Below are 25,806 nucleotides of genomic sequence, written 5' to 3' on the forward strand. Positions count from 1 at the left end.
GTACAGCCAGGTTGCTTATGTCTTACTCACCCGTTCGCCACTCATCACCAAGGTGATGCGTTCGACTTGCATGTATTAGGCACGCCGCCAGCGTTCATCCTGAGCCAGGATCAAACTCTCCATGATACTTTATATCATCAATCTGTTTTTCTTTGACTCTTTTGTCTTCTGACTTTTGTTTCTTTTTTTCTTCTCAATTTTCTTTCTTTCGATCGAAATTGTTTGACGTGTTCTGTTCAGTTTTCAATGGTCTCCGCGGCCCTTGATCGGACTGCCTGTTTATATTACCACGTCCTTCCTCTCTTGACAAGTCTTTTCTTTCTTTTTTTTACTTTTTTTGTATTTTTGTCAAGTTCTGTGGTAATCCTCCTATATTATTATCCATTATAATTTTTTTATACAAAAAAATATCTGAAAATTTTTCAGATATTTATAGAATCTCATTTGAATCTAAAATAATAGTAACGGGTCCATCATTTAGAAGTTCGATTTTCATGTCAGCCCCAAAAATTCCGGTTTCCACTTTCACTCCTTGATTTTTAATATATGTATTGAAGTGATCGTAAAGCAAGACAGCTGTTTCTCCCTTAGCCGCCTGAATAAAGCTTGGACGCCTTCCTTTTTTGCAGTCCGCATATAAAGTAAATTGTGAAATTGATAAAATAGCCCCCTTTACATCTTCTAATGCCAGATTCATTTTATCCTCATGGTCACTAAACACACGCAGACCAATCATTTTATTTGCCATTTTTTCAACAATTTCAAAGGTATCACTTGAGGTAAATCCTACCAAAGCCAAATAACCTTGATCGATTCGTCCGACAATTTCACCCTCCACCTTTACTTGAGCATAGGTAACTCTTTGCAATACTATTTTCATACAAGCTCCTTTATTCGCACCAATTTATCGATTTGTTTGCCTTCTTCATGCCATTGTGGTTTCACAAAACTGCACACCTTTTCATCTAGTCCCTGCTGATATAGTGATTTTAACGTTTCTAAGGAAATCTGTGTTTCATCAAAATAGACCACGACTAAAACCTGATGATGATAACGATGAGTACGAAGTTCAAACATCGTCGGATTTTCTTTTTCTCCCTGACAATATCCAAACCAATAGTCTAGGATCCCTGGATGCTTAAAGTAACTTAAATCCTGGAAAGCATAATTAAAAGCAATATAGCGATAATGCTCTCCTTTTTCCACATAATTTAAAGCTGCCTGTACTGTTTGGTCAAAATCTTCTAAATTTACATCTATCCAATGGATATCCATCTGATTTCTAAACCAAGTGTATTGTCTTTTTGCGTAACGGCGGGAATTTTGTTTAATCTTTTCCAAGGTTTCTATTAAACTGACATTTTGATTAAAATAATCAAACCATTCTTTATACCCAATCGCTTTCATGCTTTGATGCTCCGGAAGGGCACCGAGATGTATCATGTGCGTCACTTCTTCGATCAATCCCTGCTTTACCATAAGATCAACACGCTGATTAATCCGCTCGTAAAGAAGCGAACGCGGCAGTGTCAGCCCGATAAAGCGTACGTTATATAAACAGACATGCTGTTGTGAGGATAAATGCTCGCTTTTGCTTTTACCGCTATGTTCAAAAATCTGCAAGGCACGCAGTACTCTTCTGCGGTTATTAGGATGAATTTTTTTGGCACTGAGCGAATCAACTTGAGCTAAGCGATGATGCAGTTCTTCATTCGTCATATTCGGTTCAGGATCACTAAAAGGCTCCGTCTCTTCTTGAAAGGTATAGTCATACAATGCAGCTTTAATATAAAGTCCGGTTCCTCCGACAATAATCGGAACATGATGACGTTTTTGAATCGTTTGAATGCAGTCTCTGACATTCTGCTGAAATTCTTTGACAGAATAGTCCTCATCAAAATTTTTAATATCAATCAGATGATGAGGCACTCCCTGCATCTCTTCTTTTGTTACTTTAGCTGTCCCAATATCCATTTGACGATAAATCTGCATGGAATCTCCGCTAATAATCTCTCCGTTAAGCTTCAGTGCTAATTCAACACTTAACTTTGTCTTTCCTACCGCTGTCGGTCCAACAATGACAATGACCTGATCAGTCATTTTTAATGCCCACAATCCCCGACATGACAGAAATACAAACAGAAGTGACAATCATCATAAAGAACGAACTGATATAAAAATCAGGCGCTAAAATCATTGTCGCTAACTTTAAGATAAATCCATTGACAATCAACTGAAAGATTCCCAATGTCATTAAAGTAATCGGAAAAGCTAAAATCGTTAAAATTGGTTTAATTAGTTTGTTTAAGATTGCCAGCACTACCGCAACTAATAAAGCTACTGTAAAATCTTTAACGTAGACACTATCAAACATATAACTGATAATCATAATGATAATAGCCCCTAACACAAATTCTAATATGGTTTCAATAATAGATTTCAATTATACCACCCTCTTAAATAATTTTTCTAATTCATAGGCTGAATAAAAAATAACAGCCGGACGTCCATGCGGACATACATAAGGATTATCACAGCGCATTAAGTCATCCAAAATCGTCTGCATATCCTGTGTTGTCAGATATGTATTCGCTTTTAACGAAGCTTTACAGCTCAAGGTTGCGACTGCATGTTCTTGAAGACTTGGCAGATCTATCTTATTCATCGTTAAAATCTGTTCCAACATATCCTCAATATATTTCTTTTCATCTATATTATTCATCCAAATCGGTAATTTTTTCACCGTAAAACTACTATTTCCAAATTCAATCAGTTCAATTCCTACTTTTAATAAAGCATCTTTTTTTTCTTTTAAGATTATAAATTCACTCATCGGAAATTCAAACACGAGCGGAATCAGCAAATCCTGATAAATTGGAACAAACGTTTCAAACTTACGTTTATAATACTCATAGTTAACACGCTCTTTTGCTGCATGCTGATCGATCAGATAAAGTCCCTCCTGATTTTCACCTACAATATAGCTTCCGTGGATCTGCGTTTTTGCATAAATTTTTTTCTTGATCGGTCTTGGTGCTTCTTCTTGATAGACCGACTGTGTCTCTTTAACGATCAACGGTTCTGTCGTATCTTCGGCAGCCGTTTCAACATGATGATTAACATAAACCGGGATTTCTTTTGCCAGATCCATTTTTTCTTCTGTCTTTAATACTTCTGTCTCTAAATCAAAAGACGGCTGAGCAAAAGGTTTATTAAACGTTTCTTTTTCAGTTTCCTTATTTTTTGGCTGATAAAGCAGATCATTTTCTTTTAAAGCTTCTTTAACGCCGTTATATACCAACTCTTTTAATTGTCCTTCTTTAGAAAAACGCACTTCCATCTTAGCCGGATGAACATTGACATCCACTAAATACGGATCAATTTCAATATTAATAAACGCAATGGGATAGCGATCAGACGCTAAATAATCACGATAAGCTAAATTGACTGCATCGATCGTCATCAGATTACGCACAACCCTTTGATTAATTAAAGTAATGATGTTGGCTTTTGATGCTCTTGATGTATCAATTTTAGATATGTAGCCGCTGATGGAGAACTCTTCATCACAAAACTCCACCTTAATCATATTCTTAGCGACTCCTAATCCATAGATTTGCCCAATCACTTCAATCAGCTGACCATTGCCACTGGTTCTAAAAATCAATCGGTCCTGATGATATAAAGAAAACGCAATCTGCGGATTCGCCAAGGCAAACTTTTCAACAAAACCTTGAATATGTGAAAACTCTGAATTGACACTTTTCAAATATTTTAAACGTGCCGGCACATTATGAAATAATTTACTGACTGTGATAGTGGTTCCTTTTTTCGCATCCGTTTCGCCTTCTTCTTTTAACTCGCCAAAATCATAAAAGGCACGATATCCTTGCATTCCCTGTGAAGTTTTTAATTCAAATTGTGAAATGGAAGCAATGGAAGGGATGGCTTCACCACGAAATCCTAAGGTAGTGATATTAAATAAATCAAAATCATCCTTAATCTTGCTGGTGGCATGCGTCTTTATACACATACGTGCATCGATGGCATCCATTCCATCCCCATCATCAATGACTTTAATCAGCTGCATGCCTCCTTCTTCAATATAAATTGAAATTGAACGTGCAGATGCATCAATACTATTTTCTACCAGCTCTTTAACAACATTGGCTGGACGTTCAATCACTTCTCCGGCAGCAATTTTATTTGCCAGCTGCTTATCTAATTGTCTGATAATTCCCATATACTACCTCCCTGCCATATTTTTAAGTTCGATTAATGTTGATAATGCATCCAATGGTGATAAAGACATCGGATCAATCTTATCTAAATAAAGTTCTACCATTGATTTTTCTATAGTTTTTTCGGTCTTTTCAACAGCTTTTATTTCTACTGTATTATTTTCTAAAGACATTAAAATGTCATTCGCTCTATAAAGCAGACTGTCTGGTAAATGTGCCAGCTTGGCAACATTGACCCCATAAGACTTATTGGCTTTCCCCGGTTTAACCTTATACAAGAAAATGATGTCATGTCCATCTTCGCTTACACTGGCATGGACATTTTTTATATTCCCTAAGGTGCTTTCCAGTTCCGTTAATTCATGATAATGGGTTGAAAACAGTGTTAAACAATGGATTTTGTTGACAATATATTCGATGATTGCCTGTGCAATCGCCATTCCGTCATAAGTGGCGGTTCCTCGTCCGATTTCATCAAATACAATCAATGAATTCTCAGTTGCTCCTTGTAAAGCTTTATTGGCTTCCAACATTTCTACCATAAAGGTTGATTGTCCGCTGATGAGATCATCGCTTGCCCCAATGCGGGTAAAGATCTTATCCACGATGGGCAGATTCGCTGACGCCGCACAAACATAACAGCCGATTTGCGCCATGATGATCGTTAAAGTAATTTGTCGCATATAGGTCGATTTACCGCCCATATTCGGTCCTGTAATCATTAAGACATGACTGGACTGATCCATATAGATATCATTTTCTACATAACGCTGTTTTTTCATGACTTCGTTAATCACTGCATGCTTTCCTTCACTGATATCAATCACATGGTCATGATTAAAGGTCGGACGAACATAACCATTTTGGCTCGAAACAACCGCCAAAGATTGATAAGCATCGATTTTCGCAATAGCGCCGGCGACTTGCTGTATTTTTGACACGACTTTTCTTAATTCATCTCTCAGTTCTGTAAATAACTGATATTCAAGTTTTGTGATTTTATCTTCGGCACTGAGAATCTTATTTTCCATCTCTTTAAGTTCCGGTGTAATGAAACGTTCAGCATTGGCTAAACTTTGTTTTCGTGTATATAAAAATTCATCTTTAATTTGTGACAAGTAACTCTTCGTTACCTCTATGTAATAACCAAACACACGATTATATCCGATTTTTAAGTTTTTGATTCCGGTGCGTTCTTTTTCTTTTGCTTCAAATTCCAATATCCATTGTTTGCCATGATCTCTGGCATCTGTAAACTCATCTAACAAAGCGCTGTATCCACTGCGAATTAAGCCACCGTCTTTTAAATTAATAGGCGGATTGTCTACTAAAGCACGATCAATTAAATCCGTAGTCTCTGAAAGATCCACTAAATCCACTAACAGCTCATTTGTCAGCGGATGATTCAATGCCTGCAGCTGATTTCGTAATTCAGGAATCACTTTTAAAGAGGTTCCGATCCACTTGATATCACGGGGATTTACATTCCCATAAGCGACACGAGCGGCTAATCGTTCCAGATCATAAACATCTTTCAGAATTTCTTTCAAAGATTCTCTTTCCAAATAATTATCGATCAATAGTTCTACTAAATCCAATCGTTTTTCAATCGCTGTTTGTTCAATCAAAGGTTTATCGATCCATTGCTTTAACAAGCGTGATCCCATTGCACATTTTGTATGATCCAACAGCCAAAATAAACTTCCGTATTTTTCATTTTGACGAATCGTTGTCAATAATTCCAAACTGTTTTTGGTAAACACATCCATGTTTAAATAATCTGTATTCTCGATCAATCGGACTTCCTGCAGATAAGGAAGTTCACGTTTTTGTGTTTCTACCAGATAATTAAATAAGATCGACATGGTTTTGATCATTTTCATGTCACTAATCTGTTTAAATAATGGCTTATAGGCCTCTTTAAAATCACTATTGCTCGCAAAGGATATCAAAATATGATAATTTTCCTGAAGTTTACGATGGTCAAGATTCACCTCATTTTCCAAAACCACTAATTCCTTTATATTATTAGAAAGCAAAGCATCAATGAGGGCTTCTTCATTTTTATCGATTGCCATCACACTTGTTTCACCTGTAGAAATATCGGCAAAACCTACAATACTGTTAAACTCATACGAAACATAGCAGGCAATGAAGTTATTTTCTTTAAAGTTCATCGCATCTTCCATGACCGTTCCCGGCGTAATCACTTGAATAACTCCACGTTTTACGATCTTATCGACACCCGGTTGCGTCAATTGTTCTACAATAGCAACTTTGTAGCCTTTATCAATTAAACGCTGTATGTACCCATTAACCGCATGGAAAGGGACTCCGCACATCGGTACTCTCTCCGCTGTTCCGGCATCCCTCCCGGTTAATGCAATTTCCAATACTTTAGATGCTGTTTTGGCATCTTCAAAAAACATCTCATAAAAATCGCCTAAACGAAACATCACGATGGCGTCTTGGTATTGTTCTTTTATTTCTAAATACTGCATCATCATTGGCGTATATTTTTCTTTCATTTAACCACATCCTTGCTTCATATTATACCATAATTTTTCATCTGAATGCTACTTAATAAAATTCGGATCGATCTGATTGATGTCATCTCTCATCTCAATCTTGATCATCGTTTCTCCCAACACACTAATTTCCATTATTTTTTCTAGCTCAACTTCAATTTCTTTTTCTTCAATAACTGTAGCTTTGATACATTTTGGCTCCTGCAAGCAGGTACTGATCGTTTCATCGTTCTCATTAATCTCTTTTGGATCTAATTTTTCCGGAACAATTTCGTCACAGTAAGTAATCTTGCTAACAAAGACTTCACTTTTATTTTTGTCGTAGCTGTACCATAAATGAACATCATAACTTCCAACGGAATATGTTTGGTTATCTCTGATCTTGGCCTGATGGTGATGATCCACGATCCAACACCCTAAGATCGAATCACATGTATTAGGTAAAGTGATCTTATATGTGGATAATGTCGTTTTCATCCCTTTGGCTAATAGTGCTTTGGTGTAAATCTCTCGAATCATATTAGACATCGTATCCCTCCCTTAACACTATATGCGGTAAAAATAAAATAAGACAATTCTTTTTTGTCTTATTTTATCCCACCGTTAATATATTGATTGATATATTGCAGATATTCGTTAAGTGAATCTTTCGCTGCCAAATAATTCACCACTAGAGGATGAAGTTCATAGGCTTCCATTCGCTTTTGATATTCTGCTTTCAATTTTTCTAAGTGTTCATCTTCATGATAAGTCGCATTGACAATATCCTGCTGCATTAATTTTAATGCCTCTTCCTCTTTTTTCAATGCCTCATCTTCATGAATCTTTTGCTCATAAGCTAAATACTCCTGATAGATATCACTTTCTTTAATCGCTTTATTTAGTTTTAAAGCGATGTCTCTTGCATTATTCACAGATTTTACCATTCAATGACCAAGTTTTCGCATCTGTGATTTCGACTTCAACAATTTCACCGATATATTTTGGATCACCGGAGAAATTAACTAATTTCTGTGTATCTGTATATCCCATCAACATATCATTTCCTTTTTTAGAATAACCTTCAACTAAAACTTTTACGATTTGTCCCAAATATTTTTTATTTTGAGCAAGAGAATATCGATTGACCGTTTCATTTAATCGCTGCAAACGTTCTTCTTTCACTTTTAAATCGATGTTGTCCTCCATTTTAGCGGCTGGTGTTCCCGCTCTTGGTGAATAAATAAATGTATAGGCATTATCATATTGACAATATTCCACCATTTTTAAAGTATCTTCGAATTGTTCCGCTGTTTCATTAGGAAATCCCACAATAATATCAGTTGATACACTGACATGTGGAATCTTCGCTTTGATTTTATCAAATAAAGCTTTATAAGAAGCCGCATTATATTTTCTTCCCATCAGCTTCAGCACTTCATCATTCCCAGATTGAACCGGCAGATGAACAAACGGCATGATATTTTCGTATTTCGCAATAACATCGATCATTTCATCTGTAAAATCCCACGGATGAGACGTTGTAAAACGGATTCTGTCTATCCCGGTTTTTGCCACATCACGCATCAAATCCGCAAAACTGTAAGCATCTTTGAAATCTTTTCCATAAGAATTGACATTCTGTCCCAGCAAAGTTATTTCTTTATATCCGGAAGCTTTCAATTCTTCTACTTCATGAAGAATATCCTTTGGCAGACGTGAGCGCTCTTTTCCTCTCGTGTACGGAACAATACAGTATGTACAGAATTTATCGCAGCCATACATAATATTTACCCATGCTTTTAATGGATTTTCTCTGGAAGCAGGGACATTTTCAACGATATCGCCTTCTTTAGACCAAACTTCTATGACCATTTCCTTCGACATCATCGCTTCATGCAGTAATTCCGGCAAACGATGAATATTATGGGTTCCAAAAATCAAATCGGTATGAGGATGTTTCTGCAGCAGACGAGCAATAACCTCTTCTTCCTGTGCCATACAGCCACACATTCCAAAAATCATATCCGGACGGTCTCGCTTGATTCGTTTTAGATCCCCGATTTTACCGAACACTTTTAATTCAGCATTCTCACGGATCGCACATGTGTTTAATAACACAACATCTGCCTGATCCATCTCTTTTGTTTCCTGATATCCCATGCTTTCCAAAATCCCGCGCATCGTTTCACTGTCACGTTCATTTGCTTGGCAGCCATATGTTTTAATATAATAAGTTTTTCCTGCACCAATGTTTTTCATCGTATCCGGAATAACAAATTCATCTTTCAATATTTTGACTTCTTCTTTTCCACGATGTTTCGCTTCTTTTAAAGAAGGTCCTTTAAAATATTTTGTGTAATCTTTTTCCATCATTTCACCACTTTCTTTAATGAGTATACACGAAGAAGATTATTTTTTCCACAAAAAAATAAGGGACAAGCCCTTATTTGATTTATTGTGGTTTAACTGAGAAATAAAGTGAAACACCTTCAGGCATTGCTTTCACTGTTTTTTTGATATAAGCCGCTGTTGTTGCAGCATCCATTTCTGTTTCTACATCAAATAAACAATTAATTCCAGTCTTTTCAACAAATTTACATGAAATTTTATCATCTTTGTAACCATCTAACATTTTGATGATAAGTGCTGACATCCCTGCGCTAACAATAATTTTTTGCATTTTTCCATACCTCCTGTATACGTTTACATTATACATCACAGGTGAATGAAATTCAATGATTAAACTAATTTTATCAGTAAATTTATAGCGGTACGTTCTTTTTCATCAACGACCAACTCTTTGAACGAAGGGACAATAACGAGATCATGTCCGGTTGGAACGATAAATCCTCTAGCGATCGCTACCGCTTTTACAGCCTGATTCAAGGCGCCGGCGCCAATCACGACCATTGTCACCGTTTCTTCTACCCGGATGATATTGGCAAGTGCTCCTGCTACCAGATTTGAATTTGATTGTCTTGATACTTTCATTGTTTCCATATGTTTCCTCCTCGGTTCATTCATATGTAAAACAAAAAGAATTATGACTAAATCATAATTCTCTCAATCTTAATCGGCAGATTCGTATGATCATCAAACTCGATCACTACTCCACATAACTGTGCCGGTCCTTCATCCACTTCAAAACGGTGATTTAAGCCCGTTGTCATTTTATACAGAATTGATTCTTTGGAACAGCCAATGATTCCATTTTTAGGTCCTGTCATCCCAACATCACTGATGAAAGCAGTTTTGTTGTCTATGATTTTTTCATCTGCCGTCTGCACATGAGTATGTGTTCCTAAAACAGCACTGACACGACCGCTTAAATAATAAGATAGGGCGATTTTTTCACTGGTTGTTTCAGCATGGAAATCGACGATATGATAATCTTCCTCACATTCCTTCAACAGTTCATCCATAGCGATAAACGGGTTGTACTGATACCCATTCATAAATGCCACACCTAATAAATTAGTCACACGGATACGCTTGTTTTGCCAAGTAAAGACACGACTTCCGATTCCCGGCAATGTTTTCAATTGATTATAAGGCACTACTAATCGGTCCGCTTCATCGATAAAATCCAACAACTCTTTTTTAGCGTAAGTGTGGTTTCCCATGGTAATTGCCTGTACTCCATTAAAGATCAATTCTTCATAAACACGCTGTGTGATTCCTTTCCCATGAGCAGAATTTTCACCGTTGGCAATGACAAAATCAATCTGATATTGCTTTTTTAATGTATAGAGATGATCTTCGACCATCACTCGACCACTGCGTCCAAATATATCTCCGATAAATAATAATTTCATATACATCTCCTTATTTAAAAAAGTAGGTTTTAAAACCTACTATTTTGCAATTTCGCTCGCTCTGATTTCTCTGATAACTGTCACTTTAATATGACCTGGATAAGTTAATTCATTTTCAATTTTTTCTTTGATATCTCGCGCTAATTTATGACAAGCCAAATCATCTAAACGTTCCGGTTTGACCATGACACGTACCTCACGTCCTGCTTGAATTGCAAATGTCTTGTCAACCCCATCAAACTCATTAGAGATTGCTTCTAATTTTTCTAAACGCTGAATATAATTCTGTAAGCTTTCCGAACGACTTCCCGGACGAGCAGCAGACAATGTATCCGCCGCTGCCACTAAAATTGAGATAACACTCGTTGCCGGTACATCTCCATGATGAGATTCGATCGCATTAATCACAACCGCATTTTCACCATGTTTTCTAGCAAATTTCGCCCCGATTTCAACGTGACTTCCTTCAATTTCAAAGTCAATCGCTTTTCCTAAATCGTGCAGTAATCCGGCACGTTTCGCCAAATTCTGATTCAATCCCAATTCAGCTGCCATGATTCCTGCCAAATGAGCAACTTCTAATGAATGCTGTAAAGCATTTTGCCCATAACTCGTACGATATTTTAAACGTCCGATCAAAGTTACAATTTCTTTATCCACTTTCGCCAACCCTAATTGGAAGACAGCATCTTCTCCGGCCTGACGAATAATTTCATTAATTTCTTCTTTCGTTTTCAAAACGACTTCTTCAATACGTCCCGGCTGAATACGTCCATCACGAATCAATACTTCCAATGATCGTTTCGCAATTTCACGACGGATCGGGTCAAACGAAGAAATCGTGATCGCTTCTGGTGTATCGTCAATGATCAATTCAACGCCTGTGAATTGTTCAATCGATTTAATATTACGTCCTTCACGACCAATGATACGTCCTTTCATCTCTTCAGATGGCAAAGCGACAACAGAGACAGTTTTTTCAACTGTTTCCTCCTGAGCATAGCGATTAATTGCAGTGGCAATGATTTCTCTTGAGAGCATTGATGCTTTAGATTTGGCTTCTTCTTCCTGTTCTTTAATATAAGCAGTAACTTCTGTTGCCATTTTCTGTTCAACTTGTTTAAATAGTTCGATTTTAGCTTCCCCTGCTGTCATAGCAGCAATTTTTTCCAATTCAACTATTTTGGCATCAATTTTTTCCTTTAACTGTTCCTCTAGTTTGTTTAGTTCTAATTCTTTTTTGTTCAACTGCTGAACTTTTTGATCATATGAATCTTCTTTATTTTGTAAGATCATATCACGACGATCAATATTTTGTTCACGTTGTAATAATTTGTTTTCAAAATCTGTTGATTGCTGTTTTTGTTCTTTGATTTCTTTTTCAGCTTGTAATTTTAATTCATAAGCCTGAGTTTTTGCATCAAGTATAGATTCTTTTACAATATTATCCGCTTTACTATTGGCTTCATCAATGATTTTTTCAGCATTGACGTTTGCTTTTGACACTCTTACCATATAGTAAAAGCGCAATAAGCCAACTCCTAAAAGCACAGCTAGAACATAAGACAAACCAGTTAAAAACATGTTGTCACCTAACATAATGTTCCTCCCTATTGTCTATGTTGAAGTTATGTATTTGCATACATAATCGTATTAATTAAAATACAAGTATCATTTTAAACTAAATAGTCCCTTTTTGCAACAAAGTATAAAAGAAAAAATAAAAAGCCGGCAAATCCTTATAGACTACTGATTTTGTAGGATTTACCTGTAAATGGGCTTTATTTTGACATATCTGAGGACCCCATTTTTATATTTTAGGCAATGGTGACTCCAATAGGCATTCATTGCAAACAAAAAAAAGAGACCAAAGTCTCTCGTTTTATTTTTCTTCTATGGCTTCTTCGCCCATAATTTTTAATTTAATAGAATTGATTAATTCTTCCATAATTTCCGGGTGTGTCTTAAGGTACAGTTTTGAATTTTCACGACCCTGCCCAATCTTTTCACCTTTATATGAATACCAAGCACCACTCTTTTCAACCAGTTCCAATTCAACGGATAAATCCAATACTTCCCCGTCTTTAGATATCCCCTGTCCGTAAATCACATCTACGCTTGCAGTTTTAAAAGGTGGTGCCACCTTATTTTTCACAACTTTAATATTGGTTTTATTTCCAACAATCTCAGTACCGTTTTTAATCGCTTCGCTTCTTCTGATTTCGATTCGAATTGAAGAATAAAATTTAAGTGCACGTCCTCCGGTTGTTGTTTCCGGATTACCAAACATAACCCCGATTTTTTCTCTCAACTGATTAATGAAAATAATCGTACATTCCGATTTGTTTAGACAGCCCGAAAGTTTTCTCAATGCTTTAGACATCAAACGTGCCTGCAAGCCCATTTGAGAATCGCCCATCTCACCATCTAATTCTACCTGAGGGACTAACGCTGCGACTGAATCGACAATGATCAAATCGATGGCACCGGAACGAACTAATGTTTCCGTAATTTCTAAAGCCTGTTCTCCACTGTCCGGCTGAGATAAAATGAGTTGTTCGATGTCCACTCCTAAATTTTTAGCATAAACCGGATCGATGGCATGTTCTGCATCGATGAAGGCTGCACGTCCTCCTTGCTTTTGCACTTCTGCAATAGCGTGCAGGGCTAACGTTGTTTTCCCACTTGATTCAGGTCCATAGATTTCAACTATACGCCCCTTTGGATACCCGCCGATTCCTAACGCTAAATCCAAAGTCAATGACCCTGTCGGAATCACATCCACACTTAAATCCGCGCGGTCACCTAAACGCATGATAGACCCTTTTCCAAACTGCTTTTCTATTTGCTTAATCGCTTCATCCAGCGCTTTTTCTTCGCCTGCTTCAGCTTTATCTATCTTCTTTGTTTTCTCTGCCATAATATCCTCCCATCTAAATCATTCTTCTCTTTTTATTATTATCCTAACATATCAAGCAGTTTTTTTTCAGCAATATGCACTGCCTGTTTTTGAATCATCGCTCGGCTTCCCACTAAACGATACTCATAAGTGACGATTTTACCTAAATAATTAATCCCGATATAAATTAATCCCACCGGTTTATTTTCCATCGCTTCCGGACCCGCATTACCGGTAAAAGAAACACAAATATCCGAATTGAAGTAGTCTTTTCCTTTAAGACACATCTCTTTTGCAATGGTCTCGCTGACAACCCCATATTCTTTTACCAACTGATGATCCACTTTTAAAACATCTGTTTTAATAACAGTCTGATAGGTGACCAATGTCCCTTTATATGTATTAGAGGCGCCGGATACACTGCCCAATCCAGCACCAAAAAGTCCTACTGTGAAACTTTCACAGCTCGCAATCGTTAACTTTTTTTCAATCAATTTTTCAACAAGCTCTCTCATTACATAGACTCCAAAATGAATTGTCGATTTTTCATGAAATAATCAATACCCGAAATAAGAGAAATCAATGTTGCTGCCGCCATCGTTATTAAATCAATGCGTATTCCTACAAAACAAAAAGGAATATTATTCAGCAAAATAAAGATAATCCCCAGCATTTGGGTAAACGTTTTTGCTTTCCCTAATTGACTGGCTGCCAGCACAACATTATTTTGACTTGCCAGTAAACGAATGGCATCCACAACAAGATCACGAGAAATCATGATCAACGGAACGATCATATGGATCTTACTGGTACACGCTAAAATGATAATCAGTGAATTAACAAGCAATTTATCCGCAATCGGGTCCATAAATTTCCCAAAAGTAGTGATAATATTTTGTTTTCTGGCAATCTGTCCATCTAAAAAATCAGTAAGTGATGCCACGATAAACAGCATCACTACGATAAATTGATTGATTGGTAAAATCTGTCCCCAGATTGTCCAGCTGCCACCGACTGGAAAAATACACAGAATGATGATGACCGGAACTAAAAGCATGCGAAAGACAGTGAGTTTATTAGGCAAATTCATAGACTACTCCTTTATAAATGTAAATGTGACATCAGCGTAAGTGCCGCTTTGATCACTTTCTGGGATATCAAGTTTTTCACCATTAATATAGTAGCGGTGATATAAATTATATCCATTGCTTAAAACAATGGTATTCACATCTTTCGTATTGAAAGTCAATTCCACTGTTTCCGGTGCTGCATTTTTATCATTTGCTGTATTGGCACTATTATATGCCTTACCCGCAAAATGACTATAGTTCGTTCCGTTAACTAACATTGATGACCAAGTATATGAAACAAATTCGATCTTCATTGTGAATGTTTCATTGTCTGCCGGCAGTTTAATTGAGTATTGGTTGGCTGCCGTACGTGTCATTTCCACTTTCGGTGTTTTTTCATCTGTTGGCTTTTCATCTTCTTTATTGTCTTGGTCAGGTGGAATCACCGGATCTTCATTATCATCGACATTAGGAGTTCCAGAAATATGATTCTGATTCTGATTATCAAAACCAGCCTTATCTTTGCTTGACAATTTTAAAGCGTACCAAACACTAAAAATGATCAATAAACATAAAGCAACGATAATCGTATATTTGACAAAGGTTCGGCCACTATGATTGTCATAGACTTTAGGTGCTTTTGCAAAAGCAGGTTTAGTTATCTTTGTCGCCGGTGCTTTTTTCGGCTCTGCTTTAAGCTTTTCTTCTTTTTCCTTTATTTTAGAAAGATTCAATTCTTGAGTTAGTGTGATATATGTATCCACCAATTCATCTGATTCAATCCCTAGGTAATCTGCATACTTTTTAATATATTTTTTTATATATTCTTCATCACCGACATATTTATCAAACTTGCCGCTTTCGATATCTTTTAAGACACCTACTGAGATATGCGTCGCTGCGCTGATATCTTGTAAAGTGATGTTTCTTAATTGACGTTCTTCAAGAAGTTTTCTTCCTAAATCCTCCACACTATTCCTCCTAACTGCACTATCTTACATTTAGTTTAATTATAGCATAATCATCTGCAATTACAATCATCTTAATTGTAAAAATTTATCGATTTGAGTGATTATTTATTAAATTTTGAAAGGCTATCTATTTATATGTCATCTTCCATTTATTTATACCAACAAAATAAAAACTGGCATTTGCCAGTTTAACGCTCATTTCGTAAGCCAAGTTCTGTTTTTCAGATAATCATTTATCTACATATTGCTATGTCCAATACATCGTTCGTTTCCTTTGTATTGATTCCCCTACCAAATTTGGGTTTCTCGCTTGCGGAGTTTACCTCTTTTCATCCCTGTATTTCTACATGGCATAGTTTCTGTGGCACTTTATGGCTTAGCGACCATGCTTGCGTTTAGGTCTTAGGCCTGTCGTCAGTTTACACTGCCATAACTTATTGATTCGTTATGCACAATCACTACAGCCATCACAGACTGTGCGAGCCTGGACTTTCCTCTGTTTTAACAGCGATTATCTTCCATGAGCGTTTTTATTTTACGTTATATTGATTTTGAATGCAAGCTTTATTCTGCACTTCGATTGCCAAACACGGCTTTTTCCAGTAAAGAAAGACGCTTTAAAATATCCACCTGCGGTGATAATTGTTCTTCCAAATTCTGAACACTTTCTTCCGCTACACTCTTATCACGTGATAATTGTGCAATTTCTTCCTTTAATTTTTTATTTTCATTTTCCAATTCTTCCAATTCTTTATTGGCTAGTTCAATGATTTTCGCAAAATTTTCATAATCCGCTAAGATCGTATCCAAGAAATAATCTACCTCAGCAGAGTTATATCCTTTAAAATCAACTTTAAACTCCTTGTTTAATATCTTTTTAGGAGTTAACTGTATTTTATAATCCATTCTATCACATCCTTATATTATATTTTACAAATAACGAGCAAAAAAGCAATACAAAAGCGCATTTTATATAAATTACTTTTAATCGCTTCAAAAAAACAGTATAATAGAAGCGGTGATAATAAATGGTAAACTATCCAAATGGGATGAAAAAAAACATTTCTCAACCTGTATCTTCTTTAAAGCAAGATACAAGACACCGTGGTTATTCGTTGGAACAGGATCTTAATGAATCCAATGAATACTATCTCACTTTTGATAAGGCGGTCATTCATAAAAAACCAACGCCGATCCAAATCGTGAAGGTGGATTATCCATCGCGAAGCTCTGCTAAGATCGTTGAAGCATATTTCAAGATTCCAAGCACGACAGATTACAATGGTATATATAAGGGAAAATATATTGACTTTGAAGCAAAAGAGATCAACAAGATGAGCTTTCCTTTTCAAAATATCCACCCCCATCAGATCGAACACTTAGATAAAGTGTTAAAACATGGCGGCATTGCATTTATTGTGATGGCTTTTACAAAATTAAGTGAGGTTTATCTGCTGGAAGCAGATTATATGATTGAAAAATACAACTCATCAAAAAAGAAATCACTTTCTTATGAAGAAATCAGTCAAAATGGGTATCGTATCCAATATGGATTTCGTCCTCGACTGGATTATTTAAAGATTGTAGATGAAGTATTTTTTAAGGAGGAAAAATAAATGACAAATACACCAAATGAAAATAACAGGCGACGACGAAGTCAGCCAAAGAAAGCAGATAAGGCGGCAAACAAGAAACGTAATAAACGTATTATCTTTAGTGTCTTGAGTGTCCTCGTTGTTGCCGTGATTGGATATGGCATCTATTTTGTATATGGCATTATCAAATCAACCGATACATTCAGCATTGAAAAGCTTGTTTCTCAGGAAGCAACAGAAATGTATGATGCGCAAGGCGGCAGCATGGGAATGTGGGGAAATGATGAGGCCGGCACCAGAGAAAACATTACATACGAGCAATTACCGCAAGTATTAGTCGATGCCGTTGTGGCAACGGAAGATTCACGTTACTTTGATCATAACGGATTTGACTTGCCTCGTATCATCAAAGCTGCATTTGGGAACCTGCTGGCTGGAGATATTACCAGTGGTGGATCTACGATCACTCAGCAGTTAATCAAAAAATCTTACTACCCTGACGAACATACGAATCGTTGGCAAAGAAAAATCGGTGAGATTTATTTGGCAATACAAGCAGACAGCCAATTAGATAAGGAAAAAATATTAGAGCTTTACTTAAATAAGATTGCTTTTGGTCGTGGAAACAAGACCATCGGGATTCAAGCTGCAAGTAAATATTACTTTGATAAAGATGTTTCTGAATTAACTTTACCAGAAGCCGCTTTATTAGCCGGAACATTGAATGCACCGGATGCTTTTGATCCTTATTATCACCTTGAAGCAGCCACCCAAAGACGTGATACTGTTTTAGATTTAATGTATCGCCATGGCTATATTTCAGAAGATGAAATGAACGCTACAAAACAAATCAAAATTGAAAACACATTAAAGAAAAGTGCTAATGCTGATAACGATTATACCAACTATGCAAGTTATACGGACACTGTTCTTTCTGAATACTATGAATTAGCTAAGTCAGGAAAATATCCTGAACTTGCCGGATTAGATCCTTTAGAAACGCCAATGGAAATTCATACGTTTATGGACCCGGATGCTCAATCTTATGCAGATTCGATCGCTTCTGGAGAATTATTTAACTTCTATGATGATAACTTAGAACTAGGTGCCAGTGTTCAAGATACACACACCGGAAAAATTATTGCTGTCATCGGCGGACGCCATTATACCGGCGTTACAACACCGGAACGTGAAGCGGTTGAAACAGCACCAATCAATTACGCATTAGAAAAACATCAGCCGGGTTCTTCGCTAAAACCAATTATTTCTTACTGTGCCGCTTTTGAATTCTTAGACTGGTCAACCGGTCAAAGTGTTTCCAATGAAGCGTATACAACACCGGAAGGACACAAAGTCAATAACTGGGACTTCTCGGTAGGCGGGGATGTGCAATTACAAGAAGCACTTCGTAATTCATTAAATTTACCGGCAATTCATACGTTTAATCAAGTACTGGAAAAAATTACTCTGTCCGATTATCAAAAATATGTTGAAGGATTCGGTTTTGATTTAAGTGATGAATCTTTCAATACCACTTACTCTATCGGATCTTGGGATCATGGAATTACACCGATCCAAGGTGCGGGAGCATATGCAACGTTATCAAATAACGGAAATTACATCCAACCGCATACGATTGACTACATTATCCTAAAAGATACCGGAACAAAAATTGATATTCACAATTCAATCACACCGACACAAGCATTATCTGCAGAATCTTCATTTATGATTCAGCAAGTATTAAAAACGTTCGCAAAAACACAATATATCGGAACAAACATCAATTATAACTTAGCTGCAAAATCCGGAACAAGTGACTGGGGAGATGAAGGGGTACGATTTGGTATTCCTCAAGGTGCGAATAAAGACAGCTGGTTCCAAGGCTATACCGAAGACTTAGCCGTATCTGTCTGGGTCGGTTATCCGGGAAGCATCGCTTCTGCTTATGGTTATTATCTAAGTTATGATCAAACGAATTTTGGCAGCAAGATCGGAGCAATGCTGATCGATCATATCCAAAATGGAACTACCGTAAACAGTTATACTCAACCAAGCGGTGTTTCTCAAGCAACAATGGTAAAAGGAATCACGCCTTATATGAAGCCGGATTCTTCTACTCCATCAGACAGTGTCATCACAGCCTGGTTTAAAAACAGCAACATGCCAAAAGATTACAGTTTAGCAAGTCAGTTAGCAGCCTTAACATCTTTCGATGTAACCGGTGAAGCAAATAACTTAAATGTTAAATTCGGTGCTTATGATAAATCAGCAGATGATAAAAACGTGGTCAATATCTATGGAGACGCTATCTACGGTGTAGAAGTGCGTGATCCGGATACAGGTGCCATTCTTTACAGTCAAACAAGTGAGACACCGGAATTCAAATTAAATTACACACCAGAAAAGAGTGTCGTTATAGTTGGGTTCTACACACGTTCAAAAGCATTGACGATTCGTTCGTCAGAAAAATCAGTCAATGTGACGATTAAACCAAAGACCGCAGAATATACAGTGAACTACTATAAAGACAATGTCTTATTTAAGTCTGAAAAAGGGACCGGAACAATCGGTGCGACCATAACAGCAGATGTCACAAAATATCAAGATGCTGCTTATAACACCGGTGTTGCTAATCCTACTTCAATTAAGATTGCGGCAGATGGAAGTTCTGTGATTAATGTCTACTACACCAAAAAGACTCCAACACCCCCTGCTGAAACACCAGGAGGATCGACCGGTGGAAATGACAACACAACCAATAATGGCGGAAACAGTGGTACAGGTAACAACCAAAATGGCAATGGAACCACTCAAACCCCTAGCAGTTAAGCAGAAGGATTACCTTCTGCTTTTTTATTATATTTAACAACATTGATCTCATAAAAAAACGTTTCATCAAGAAACGCTAATTTTCATTCATATGTTTAGTTTTTATAGCTTTACGTTTAGGTTCTTTGCAAATATCATACAAAGGACATTCATAACAAGTGGGATTGGTCGCTTTACAAAAATAACGACCAAAGAAGATAAATTGATGATGCCCCTTAATCCAGCGCTCTTTCGGGATAGCTTTCATCAGCTTCTTTTCTACTGTTAGCACTGAATCATCCCATTTAGCAAAGCCTAATCGCTTCGAGATTCTTTCCACATGTGTATCGACCGCAAATGCTGGCTGCCCAAAAGCTACGGATACGACTACATTCGCCGTCTTTTTCCCTACTCCGGGCAGAGTTGTAAGTTCTTCGATTGTATGAGGAACTTCCCCGTTGAATTGTTCTAGCAGCTGAATGGACATATTATGTAATGACTTTGCTTTATTGCGATACAGCCCGATTGTTTTAATATCTTTTTCAATCTGTGCTAAGGGGGCTTCAGCAAAATCTTTTGGACCTTTATATTTTTCAAATAACGTTTTTGTCAGCTTGTTCACACTTTGATCGGTTGTCTGAGCGGATAACATGACCGCTACCAGTAACTCAAACTCATTGTGATGAACCAATTCACAATAGGCATCCGGAAACATCTCATCCAATGTGTTCAATATTAAATCTAATTTATGTTTAATCATCTTCTTCCCACCACCTATACTCTACTAATTCCTCTTCATTACCGCTGGGTTCAATCGGTTCCGCACCAGAACGGCGCACACCATTTTGCGACCAGTTAATCAAAATCTTTTCGATATAGCGAAATGAATGGACATTGCTTAAGGCCGCTTCTTTCAAAGCATCTAAAATGAATTGATCACTGTAGCCACTTTGTTTCCAGCTCTTGATTGTTTCCAATTCCATTGGTGTTAAAGCTTTGGCAAATTCATTTTCAAAAGCTTCCACCAGATTGATTCCTTTTGATCTCTCCGCTTGTTCCACAGGAGCATCAAACACTAATCGCTTATAAAAAGCATCTAATGAGATTGAGGTCCCGATCAGATTAATCATCTTTTTATTGACTAGCCCGACTAACACACTGTCAATCACTTTGTCATCTAAATGCACATAGTGAGTTAACATCTCATAATTAATCCCTTTTTGACCGGAAGCTTGTAATGTCATAATTAAAAGCAGGATCAGAATTTCGTTCTCATTTAAACCCAATGCCTTATATTTAAGAATTGCCAGTCCCTTTAAATCAATTAAATTATGTTCCTTTAAAAATACATCCATCTTCATTACTTCCCTAATTCATAAAATTTTATTTCACTGCCGTCTTGTGCATTTAAGTAGATATACTGGGTAACATTCCCTAAATTCTGACGACATAAATAACTAATCATTTTATTTTCATAACCTAATTCCAAGGTACTGAAATCCGTGACATTATAATCTGAAGTCAAGCGTTCTTTCACTAAATCTAATTGAAGTGTCTGCAGCTCCTCTTTTTTTACCATTTGATAATCGCTGTTAAAAACATAAACATTTTCTTCGTCCTGTCCAATATAATAAATATCCTGACTGTTATACTGAGAAAATTCACTAAAAGAGTCAATTTTGTTGATTGCCATCGCTTCTTTTTTAGCGTTCAATACTTTATTTTCTGCTCTGTTATAGGGTTCATGAAAAAAATAAATGAACCCGCTGATAAAAATTAAAATCACGGATAACGTGATGAGTAACACATAAAATTTTCCTTTTTTCATAATCCCTCCGACTTTTATTATACACCAATGTATTTTAGGTGCAAAGAAAAATCCTTTATATCTAAAGGATTAATCTCTTCTTGAACTTCCTAATACCAATAAAAGCAAACGCAAGATGGATAACAATGAAGCGGCTACGGCTGCTACATAAGTCATTGCGGCAGCAGACAACATTTGACTTGCTCCGCCAACCTCACTTGCCGGAATCATTCCCGTATCTAAAATTTCCAACGCTCTGCTTGATGCATTGAATTCAACCGGTAATGTTAACAGCTGAAACAATAAAATGGCGCTGATCAAAACGATTCCCAATAATGCGATGTTTAATTCACCCATAGCAAAACCAATAAATAAAACGATATATCCTGCCCACTGTGACACATTGAATAAAGGCACTAAAGCATTACGATAAACCAATGAACGATATCCCACTTGATGCTGAATGGCATGCCCGCATTCGTGCGCAGCTACCGCAATAGATGCAATACTATGCCCATTATACACATCACGAGATAAATTCACAGTTTTATTTTTAGGATTATAATGATCACTTAGTTTCCCATTGACAACGTTGATTTCAACATCCTGCAACCCATTTTGATCTAAGATACGCCGAGCTGTTTCATAACCCGTCAGTCCGCTGCTTGAAGGAATTTTACTATATTTACCATAAGCGCTCTGCACCTTCATCTGTGCTCCCATCGTTAAAATGGCCCCAATAAATAATAGTAAATAACCAAACATATAATAATTCATACCTCTCACCTCGAGTCTATTATACACTACTATTATGAACAATATATTGCAAATAATAAAAAAGATGCATCGAATGCATCTTAGCTGTTCATTGAATCTTTCAAACGGTTACTAGGTTTAAATGTTAAAGTTTTTGAAGCTGGAATTGTCATGATTTCTTTTGTTTTTGGACTGACACCTTTTCTTTCTTTGCGATGATTTACTTTAAAAGTACCAAATCCAGAAATCAATACTTTATTCCCCTCTAGTAAACTATCTGTAATTGTATCAAACACTGTATCTACTAAATCTTCTGCTTCTTTTTTTGTTAATTCTTTTTTAACAGATACAGCTTCCACAAGTTCTTTCTTATTCATTTCAAAACCTCCATACGTGAATATTGAACGTGTTTATAATACCATTTTTCATGCTTTAGTTCAATAAAATTCGTCAAAAAACGCATCAACTAAAGGACGATCGCAATGACGTTCGTTTTTCCTTTATTCACGATTTTAGACAGAATATCATGAATGCGCTGACAAGTTGCTTCCGGGATCGTTCCCAGCTTCATTTTCATACTTTCACTGATGACATCCCCTAGTTTTCGGCCAAACACTTCACAGTCATAGATGGCTTGCGGATTCGTACTGTGTTCTTTCATCAAGTAATCAATAAACATTTCCGCCTGCTGTTTTGATCCGATAATCGGTTCAAAAGCATTCTCAACTTCTACCTTCACCATATGAATAGTGCTGGCTTTAGAGATCATTTTAATTCCATAGCGAGGTCCTTGTTTAACCACAATGGGTTCAGAAAGTTCGATGTCCAACAGATCCGGCAAAGCAAAGCCATAACCAGTATGCTGTACCATGCTCAAAGCACTGGAAATATGATCATACTCGTTTTTCGCCATCACCAACTGCTGCAGCAATTTAATAAACTCCGCTTTATCAATCATATCAGAACCAAGAATTTCCTTTAGAATATCATTATATAACCCGCTCTTAATGCGGATATCCACACAAGCGCTGCCGGTTGATGTATTAATATCGACGATCTTTGATTCTTCGATCGAATTGAAAGAAGAAAGCTTACTAATTACATTTTTAACATCTCTTAATTTATGAATCTCACTTAATGATTCTACCAAACTATTGTCAATATCTTGTTTTAACCAATGGCTTTTATCCAATACAGCGACCCATTTAGGCACATTGATCTTTACTTCTGTAACAGGAAATTCATAGAGTGATTGTTTCAAGATATTTTGAATATCGTCCCCTGTCATATCCGCAATGCTCATCGGTAAGATAGGGACATCATATTTTTCTTTTAAATGACTCACGCAGCTTTCACAATTAAAGCTATAAGGGTCCGTTGTATTCACAACAATAATAAACGGTTTTCCGATGGCTGTTAATTCCTCGATGACCTGTTCTTCACTTTCAACATAGCAGTCACGATCAATATCGGTAATACTTCCGTCTGTTGTCACGACTATTCCAATTGTAGAGTGATCTTGAATGACTTTTTGTGTTCCGATCTTAGCCGCTTCATCAAATGGAATAGCTTCCATAAACCATGGTGTTTTAATTAAACGAATCCCATTTTCATCACGATACCCTTTTGCCTGATCAATGACATATCCAACGCAGTCTACCAATCGCACATTCACAAAAAATTCATCATCGGCTTTAATCTTAGCCGCTACATTAGGAACAAATTTTGGTTCCACGGTCATAATCATTTTTCCTTGTCCCGACTGTGGCAATTCATCAATAGCACGACGACGTTCGTCTTCGTCATTGATAAAAGGAATAACCGCCAGTTCCATGAAGCGTTTTATAAAGGTCGATTTCCCAGTCCTTACCGGACCGACTACACCTAAATAAATATCTCCTTTTGTTCTTTTACCAATATCCATTATCATCTGGTCCATTTTTAATTCCTCCATTTCACAAAAATATATGAAATTCAATAGAATTTAGAACCAATCTACGCTAATAAACAGATAAAAACCAGTCTCTTATACAAAGACTGGTTAGTTGTTCATAAAATCTTTTGGAATTTTATCATTTTTTACCATGTTAATAATCTGATCTTCTTTTGATTTGGAAACATCACGTCCGGATAATCGTGATACCTGCTGAATCAATTCACGAAGATTACTTTCCGAAGAAAGATCTTTTGTTTGAAAAGCATTTGCTAAATTTAAAATATCATCTTTATTTACATTTGTTTTACTTGCCACTTTGTTTAAAAACTGATCCTGATTATTTTTCATATTAGAATACCCCCACTCTAATCTATGTGGGGGTAAAATTTTTGTTACAATTCTTGCTTTAAATCTCTTAACATTAATGAACGAATGACATCTTTAGGATTCGCCCCTTCATACAGTACTGCATAAGCGGCATCAATGATCGGCATTTGAATCTGCGGATAATGAACAAGGTCATCATGAACAACCTTGCAAGTTCGGATACCTTCCACTGTTTTTGTGTTATGTTCCATAAATCCTTTTACATCCTGTGTCTTTCCGATTTCATAACCAGCCTGAAAGTTACGGGAATGAACCGATGAACATGTCACAACAAGGTCCCCTATTCCAGTCAATCCCAAATAAGTTTCGAATTTACCGCCTTTTGCCATCCCATAACGCACCATTTCCGCTAATCCACGAGTGATTAAAGCCGCACGAGTATTATCTCCATAGCCTAATCCAGCCGCACAGCCGGAAGCCACTGCAATAACATTTTTCAAAGCAACCGCATATTCTGCACCCACCTCATCATCTAAGCGATAAACGCGAAAATATTCATTCGAGAACAGATGCTGAACCTTTGCAGCAATTTCTAAATCCAATGAAACAGAGCAAATCACCGTTAACATGCGAAGGATAACTTCTTCGGCATGACTAGGTCCAATCAATGAAACCACTTCATGTCGCTGGTCTTCTCCCATTACACTGCGAATTGTTTCACTCATTCGCATATTATTCGTATTATCAAATCCTTTTGACGCGTTGACAATGATTACTTTATGATCCAAAACTGCTTTTACTTCTTCTAAAACAGAACGAACAAACTGTGTCGGTATGGTGATTAAAACATATTGTGCATCTTGCAGACAGGCTTTCAAATCTTTCGTTGCTTTAATTTTTTCATCCAAATCGACGGCAAAATATTTATCATTTCGATGATGAAGATTGATATCATCAATTTCATGCGGATCGATCCCATATAGTAAAACCTCATGTTTATTATCCACTAAAACCTGAGCCAAAGCGGTTGCCCAACTTCCGGTTCCTAATATTGCGATCTTACTCATC

27 protein-coding genes, 1 rRNA gene and 1 other RNA gene are annotated in these 25,806 nt (G+C 36.8%); 2 read left to right on the forward strand and 27 right to left on the reverse strand.

The window, feature by feature from the left end; all coding sequences use genetic code 11:
* From BN1225_RS14490 to gpsB, 19 genes are all read right to left on the reverse strand, one after another.
* Positions 1-126, reverse strand: a 16S ribosomal RNA gene (locus BN1225_RS14490); the annotation flags it as partial.
* Between the two features lie 304 nt (positions 127-430).
* Positions 431-880 (reverse strand): D-aminoacyl-tRNA deacylase, encoded by a 450-nt coding sequence (gene dtd / locus BN1225_RS03775; RefSeq protein WP_041138503.1) that lies wholly within the window; start codon positions 878-880, stop codon positions 431-433.
* A complete protein-coding gene (gene miaA, locus BN1225_RS03780; RefSeq protein WP_074434795.1) occupies positions 877-2,100 on the reverse strand; it encodes a tRNA (adenosine(37)-N6)-dimethylallyltransferase MiaA in 1,224 nt (407 codons plus the stop codon). The genes dtd and miaA overlap by 4 nt, the downstream gene beginning before the upstream one ends.
* Entirely contained in the window at positions 2,093-2,443 is a 351-nt protein-coding gene (locus tag BN1225_RS03785) for a phage holin family protein (RefSeq protein WP_041138504.1), read from the reverse strand. The genes miaA and BN1225_RS03785 overlap by 8 nt, the downstream gene beginning before the upstream one ends.
* Complete coding sequence (gene mutL, locus BN1225_RS03790) at positions 2,444-4,243, reverse strand: DNA mismatch repair endonuclease MutL (RefSeq protein ID WP_041138505.1); 1,800 nt, start codon at positions 4,241-4,243, stop codon at positions 2,444-2,446.
* 3 nt (positions 4,244-4,246) lie between these two features.
* Positions 4,247-6,769, reverse strand: coding sequence for a DNA mismatch repair protein MutS (gene mutS / locus BN1225_RS03795; protein ID WP_041138506.1), 2,523 nt, complete (start codon positions 6,767-6,769; stop codon positions 4,247-4,249).
* A 48-nt stretch (positions 6,770-6,817) separates the two neighbouring features.
* A complete protein-coding gene (gene cotE / locus BN1225_RS03800; protein ID WP_052466314.1) occupies positions 6,818-7,297 on the reverse strand; it encodes an outer spore coat protein CotE in 480 nt (159 codons plus the stop codon).
* Between the two features lie 59 nt (positions 7,298-7,356).
* Positions 7,357-7,683: a YlbF/YmcA family competence regulator gene (locus BN1225_RS03805; protein WP_041139008.1), complete on the reverse strand. Its 327-nt coding sequence runs from the start codon at positions 7,681-7,683 to the stop codon at positions 7,357-7,359.
* Positions 7,676-9,121: a tRNA (N6-isopentenyl adenosine(37)-C2)-methylthiotransferase MiaB gene (miaB, locus tag BN1225_RS03810; protein WP_041138507.1), complete on the reverse strand. Its 1,446-nt coding sequence runs from the start codon at positions 9,119-9,121 to the stop codon at positions 7,676-7,678. Before miaB ends, BN1225_RS03805 begins: the two co-directional genes overlap by 8 nt.
* 82 nt (positions 9,122-9,203) lie before the next feature.
* A complete protein-coding gene (locus BN1225_RS03815; protein ID WP_041138508.1) occupies positions 9,204-9,431 on the reverse strand; it encodes a hypothetical protein in 228 nt (75 codons plus the stop codon).
* A gap of 59 nt (positions 9,432-9,490) precedes the next feature.
* On the reverse strand, positions 9,491-9,751 hold the full coding sequence (locus BN1225_RS03820) for a stage V sporulation protein S (RefSeq protein WP_041138509.1): 261 nt from the start codon (positions 9,749-9,751) through the stop codon (positions 9,491-9,493).
* A gap of 47 nt (positions 9,752-9,798) precedes the next feature.
* The gene (locus tag BN1225_RS03825; protein WP_041138510.1) at positions 9,799-10,566 is read right to left on the reverse strand and encodes a TIGR00282 family metallophosphoesterase; all 768 of its coding nucleotides are present in this window, start codon (positions 10,564-10,566) and stop codon (positions 9,799-9,801) included.
* A 39-nt stretch (positions 10,567-10,605) separates the two neighbouring features.
* A complete protein-coding gene (gene rny / locus BN1225_RS03830) occupies positions 10,606-12,165 on the reverse strand; it encodes a ribonuclease Y (protein ID WP_041138511.1) in 1,560 nt (519 codons plus the stop codon).
* A gap of 283 nt (positions 12,166-12,448) precedes the next feature.
* Complete coding sequence (gene recA / locus BN1225_RS03835; protein WP_041138512.1) at positions 12,449-13,486, reverse strand: recombinase RecA; 1,038 nt, start codon at positions 13,484-13,486, stop codon at positions 12,449-12,451.
* A gap of 38 nt (positions 13,487-13,524) precedes the next feature.
* Positions 13,525-13,980, reverse strand: coding sequence for a CinA family protein (locus BN1225_RS03840; RefSeq protein ID WP_041138513.1), 456 nt, complete (start codon positions 13,978-13,980; stop codon positions 13,525-13,527).
* Entirely contained in the window at positions 13,980-14,555 is a 576-nt protein-coding gene (gene pgsA / locus BN1225_RS03845; protein WP_041138514.1) for a CDP-diacylglycerol--glycerol-3-phosphate 3-phosphatidyltransferase, read from the reverse strand. Before pgsA ends, BN1225_RS03840 begins: the two co-directional genes overlap by 1 nt.
* A gap of 3 nt (positions 14,556-14,558) precedes the next feature.
* Positions 14,559-15,506 carry a helix-turn-helix domain-containing protein gene (locus BN1225_RS03850; protein WP_041138515.1) on the reverse strand — a complete coding sequence of 316 codons (948 nt, stop codon included), beginning with the start codon at positions 15,504-15,506 and terminating at the stop codon, positions 14,559-14,561.
* Between the two features lie 202 nt (positions 15,507-15,708).
* Positions 15,709-16,028: RNase P RNA component class B (gene rnpB, locus BN1225_RS14310), an RNA gene on the reverse strand.
* A gap of 42 nt (positions 16,029-16,070) precedes the next feature.
* Positions 16,071-16,412 (reverse strand): cell division regulator GpsB, encoded by a 342-nt coding sequence (gpsB, locus tag BN1225_RS03855; RefSeq protein WP_041138516.1) that lies wholly within the window; start codon positions 16,410-16,412, stop codon positions 16,071-16,073.
* 143 nt (positions 16,413-16,555) lie between these two features.
* Here gpsB and recU point away from each other — a divergent pair, with 143 nt between their 5' ends.
* Together recU and BN1225_RS03865 are read left to right on the forward strand one after the other, a co-directional pair.
* A complete protein-coding gene (recU, locus tag BN1225_RS03860; RefSeq protein ID WP_242857691.1) occupies positions 16,556-17,122 on the forward strand; it encodes a Holliday junction resolvase RecU in 567 nt (188 codons plus the stop codon).
* Positions 17,123-19,933, forward strand: a complete 2,811-nt coding sequence (locus BN1225_RS03865) for a transglycosylase domain-containing protein (protein ID WP_052466319.1) — start codon at positions 17,123-17,125, stop codon at positions 19,931-19,933.
* A 76-nt stretch (positions 19,934-20,009) separates the two neighbouring features.
* Here the strand turns inward: BN1225_RS03865 and nth are convergent, their stop codons facing one another.
* The 8 genes from nth to BN1225_RS03905 form a co-directional block, all read right to left on the reverse strand.
* Positions 20,010-20,672: an endonuclease III gene (nth, locus tag BN1225_RS03870; protein WP_041138518.1), complete on the reverse strand. Its 663-nt coding sequence runs from the start codon at positions 20,670-20,672 to the stop codon at positions 20,010-20,012.
* Positions 20,665-21,267 (reverse strand): DnaD domain-containing protein, encoded by a 603-nt coding sequence (locus BN1225_RS03875; RefSeq protein ID WP_041138519.1) that lies wholly within the window; start codon positions 21,265-21,267, stop codon positions 20,665-20,667. Before BN1225_RS03875 ends, nth begins: the two co-directional genes overlap by 8 nt.
* 5 nt (positions 21,268-21,272) lie before the next feature.
* Positions 21,273-21,740 (reverse strand): hypothetical protein, encoded by a 468-nt coding sequence (locus tag BN1225_RS03880; RefSeq protein WP_041138520.1) that lies wholly within the window; start codon positions 21,738-21,740, stop codon positions 21,273-21,275.
* Positions 21,741-21,809: 69 nt separating this feature from the next.
* Positions 21,810-22,496, reverse strand: coding sequence for a zinc metallopeptidase (locus BN1225_RS03885; protein ID WP_041138521.1), 687 nt, complete (start codon positions 22,494-22,496; stop codon positions 21,810-21,812).
* A gap of 80 nt (positions 22,497-22,576) precedes the next feature.
* Complete coding sequence (locus BN1225_RS03890; RefSeq protein WP_041138522.1) at positions 22,577-22,852, reverse strand: HU family DNA-binding protein; 276 nt, start codon at positions 22,850-22,852, stop codon at positions 22,577-22,579.
* An 89-nt stretch (positions 22,853-22,941) separates the two neighbouring features.
* A complete protein-coding gene (gene spoIVA, locus BN1225_RS03895) occupies positions 22,942-24,414 on the reverse strand; it encodes a stage IV sporulation protein A (RefSeq protein ID WP_041138523.1) in 1,473 nt (490 codons plus the stop codon).
* A gap of 102 nt (positions 24,415-24,516) precedes the next feature.
* Positions 24,517-24,759, reverse strand: a complete 243-nt coding sequence (locus tag BN1225_RS03900; protein ID WP_041138524.1) for a stage VI sporulation protein F — start codon at positions 24,757-24,759, stop codon at positions 24,517-24,519.
* 44 nt (positions 24,760-24,803) lie between these two features.
* Complete coding sequence (locus BN1225_RS03905; protein ID WP_041138525.1) at positions 24,804-25,805, reverse strand: NAD(P)H-dependent glycerol-3-phosphate dehydrogenase; 1,002 nt, start codon at positions 25,803-25,805, stop codon at positions 24,804-24,806.
* Between the last annotated feature and the right edge of the window lies 1 nt (position 25,806).

Origin of the sequence: Beduini massiliensis (genome assembly GCF_000829905.1) — a bacterium.
GTDB classification, from domain to species: Bacteria; Bacillota_I; Bacilli_A; order Erysipelotrichales; family Coprobacillaceae; genus Beduini; species Beduini massiliensis.

What these genes read in the sequence shown, in the direction of transcription:
- BN1225_RS03900 (WP_041138524.1), bottom strand. Translation starts at nt 24,759, where the DNA reads ATGAAAAATAATCAGGATCAGTTTTTAAACAAAGTGGCAAGTAAAACA.
- BN1225_RS03820 (WP_041138509.1), bottom strand. Translation starts at nt 9,751, where the DNA reads ATGGAAACAATGAAAGTATCAAGACAATCAAATTCAAATCTGGTAGCA.
- mutS (WP_041138506.1), bottom strand. Translation starts at nt 6,769, where the DNA reads ATGAAAGAAAAATATACGCCAATGATGATGCAGTATTTAGAAATAAAA.
- BN1225_RS03875 (WP_041138519.1), bottom strand. Translation starts at nt 21,267, where the DNA reads ATGGATGTATTTTTAAAGGAACATAATTTAATTGATTTAAAGGGACTG.
- miaA (WP_074434795.1), bottom strand. Translation starts at nt 2,100, where the DNA reads ATGACTGATCAGGTCATTGTCATTGTTGGACCGACAGCGGTAGGAAAG.
- mutL (WP_041138505.1), bottom strand. Translation starts at nt 4,243, where the DNA reads ATGGGAATTATCAGACAATTAGATAAGCAGCTGGCAAATAAAATTGCT.
- spoIVA (WP_041138523.1), bottom strand. Translation starts at nt 24,414, where the DNA reads ATGGACCAGATGATAATGGATATTGGTAAAAGAACAAAAGGAGATATT.
- recU (WP_242857691.1), top strand. Translation starts at nt 16,556, where the DNA reads ATGAAAAAAAACATTTCTCAACCTGTATCTTCTTTAAAGCAAGATACA.
- pgsA (WP_041138514.1), bottom strand. Translation starts at nt 14,555, where the DNA reads ATGAATTTGCCTAATAAACTCACTGTCTTTCGCATGCTTTTAGTTCCG.
- cotE (WP_052466314.1), bottom strand. Translation starts at nt 7,297, where the DNA reads ATGTCTAATATGATTCGAGAGATTTACACCAAAGCACTATTAGCCAAA.
- BN1225_RS03815 (WP_041138508.1), bottom strand. Translation starts at nt 9,431, where the DNA reads ATGCAAAAAATTATTGTTAGCGCAGGGATGTCAGCACTTATCATCAAA.
- BN1225_RS03905 (WP_041138525.1), bottom strand. Translation starts at nt 25,805, where the DNA reads ATGAGTAAGATCGCAATATTAGGAACCGGAAGTTGGGCAACCGCTTTG.
- BN1225_RS03865 (WP_052466319.1), top strand. Translation starts at nt 17,123, where the DNA reads ATGACAAATACACCAAATGAAAATAACAGGCGACGACGAAGTCAGCCA.
- BN1225_RS03885 (WP_041138521.1), bottom strand. Translation starts at nt 22,496, where the DNA reads ATGAATTATTATATGTTTGGTTATTTACTATTATTTATTGGGGCCATT.
- rny (WP_041138511.1), bottom strand. Translation starts at nt 12,165, where the DNA reads ATGTTAGGTGACAACATGTTTTTAACTGGTTTGTCTTATGTTCTAGCT.
- miaB (WP_041138507.1), bottom strand. Translation starts at nt 9,121, where the DNA reads ATGGAAAAAGATTACACAAAATATTTTAAAGGACCTTCTTTAAAAGAA.
- nth (WP_041138518.1), bottom strand. Translation starts at nt 20,672, where the DNA reads ATGATTAAACATAAATTAGATTTAATATTGAACACATTGGATGAGATG.
- BN1225_RS03880 (WP_041138520.1), bottom strand. Translation starts at nt 21,740, where the DNA reads ATGAAAAAAGGAAAATTTTATGTGTTACTCATCACGTTATCCGTGATT.
- BN1225_RS03840 (WP_041138513.1), bottom strand. Translation starts at nt 13,980, where the DNA reads ATGAGAGAGCTTGTTGAAAAATTGATTGAAAAAAAGTTAACGATTGCG.
- dtd (WP_041138503.1), bottom strand. Translation starts at nt 880, where the DNA reads ATGAAAATAGTATTGCAAAGAGTTACCTATGCTCAAGTAAAGGTGGAG.
- BN1225_RS03825 (WP_041138510.1), bottom strand. Translation starts at nt 10,566, where the DNA reads ATGAAATTATTATTTATCGGAGATATATTTGGACGCAGTGGTCGAGTG.
- gpsB (WP_041138516.1), bottom strand. Translation starts at nt 16,412, where the DNA reads ATGGATTATAAAATACAGTTAACTCCTAAAAAGATATTAAACAAGGAG.
- BN1225_RS03890 (WP_041138522.1), bottom strand. Translation starts at nt 22,852, where the DNA reads ATGAATAAGAAAGAACTTGTGGAAGCTGTATCTGTTAAAAAAGAATTA.
- recA (WP_041138512.1), bottom strand. Translation starts at nt 13,486, where the DNA reads ATGGCAGAGAAAACAAAGAAGATAGATAAAGCTGAAGCAGGCGAAGAA.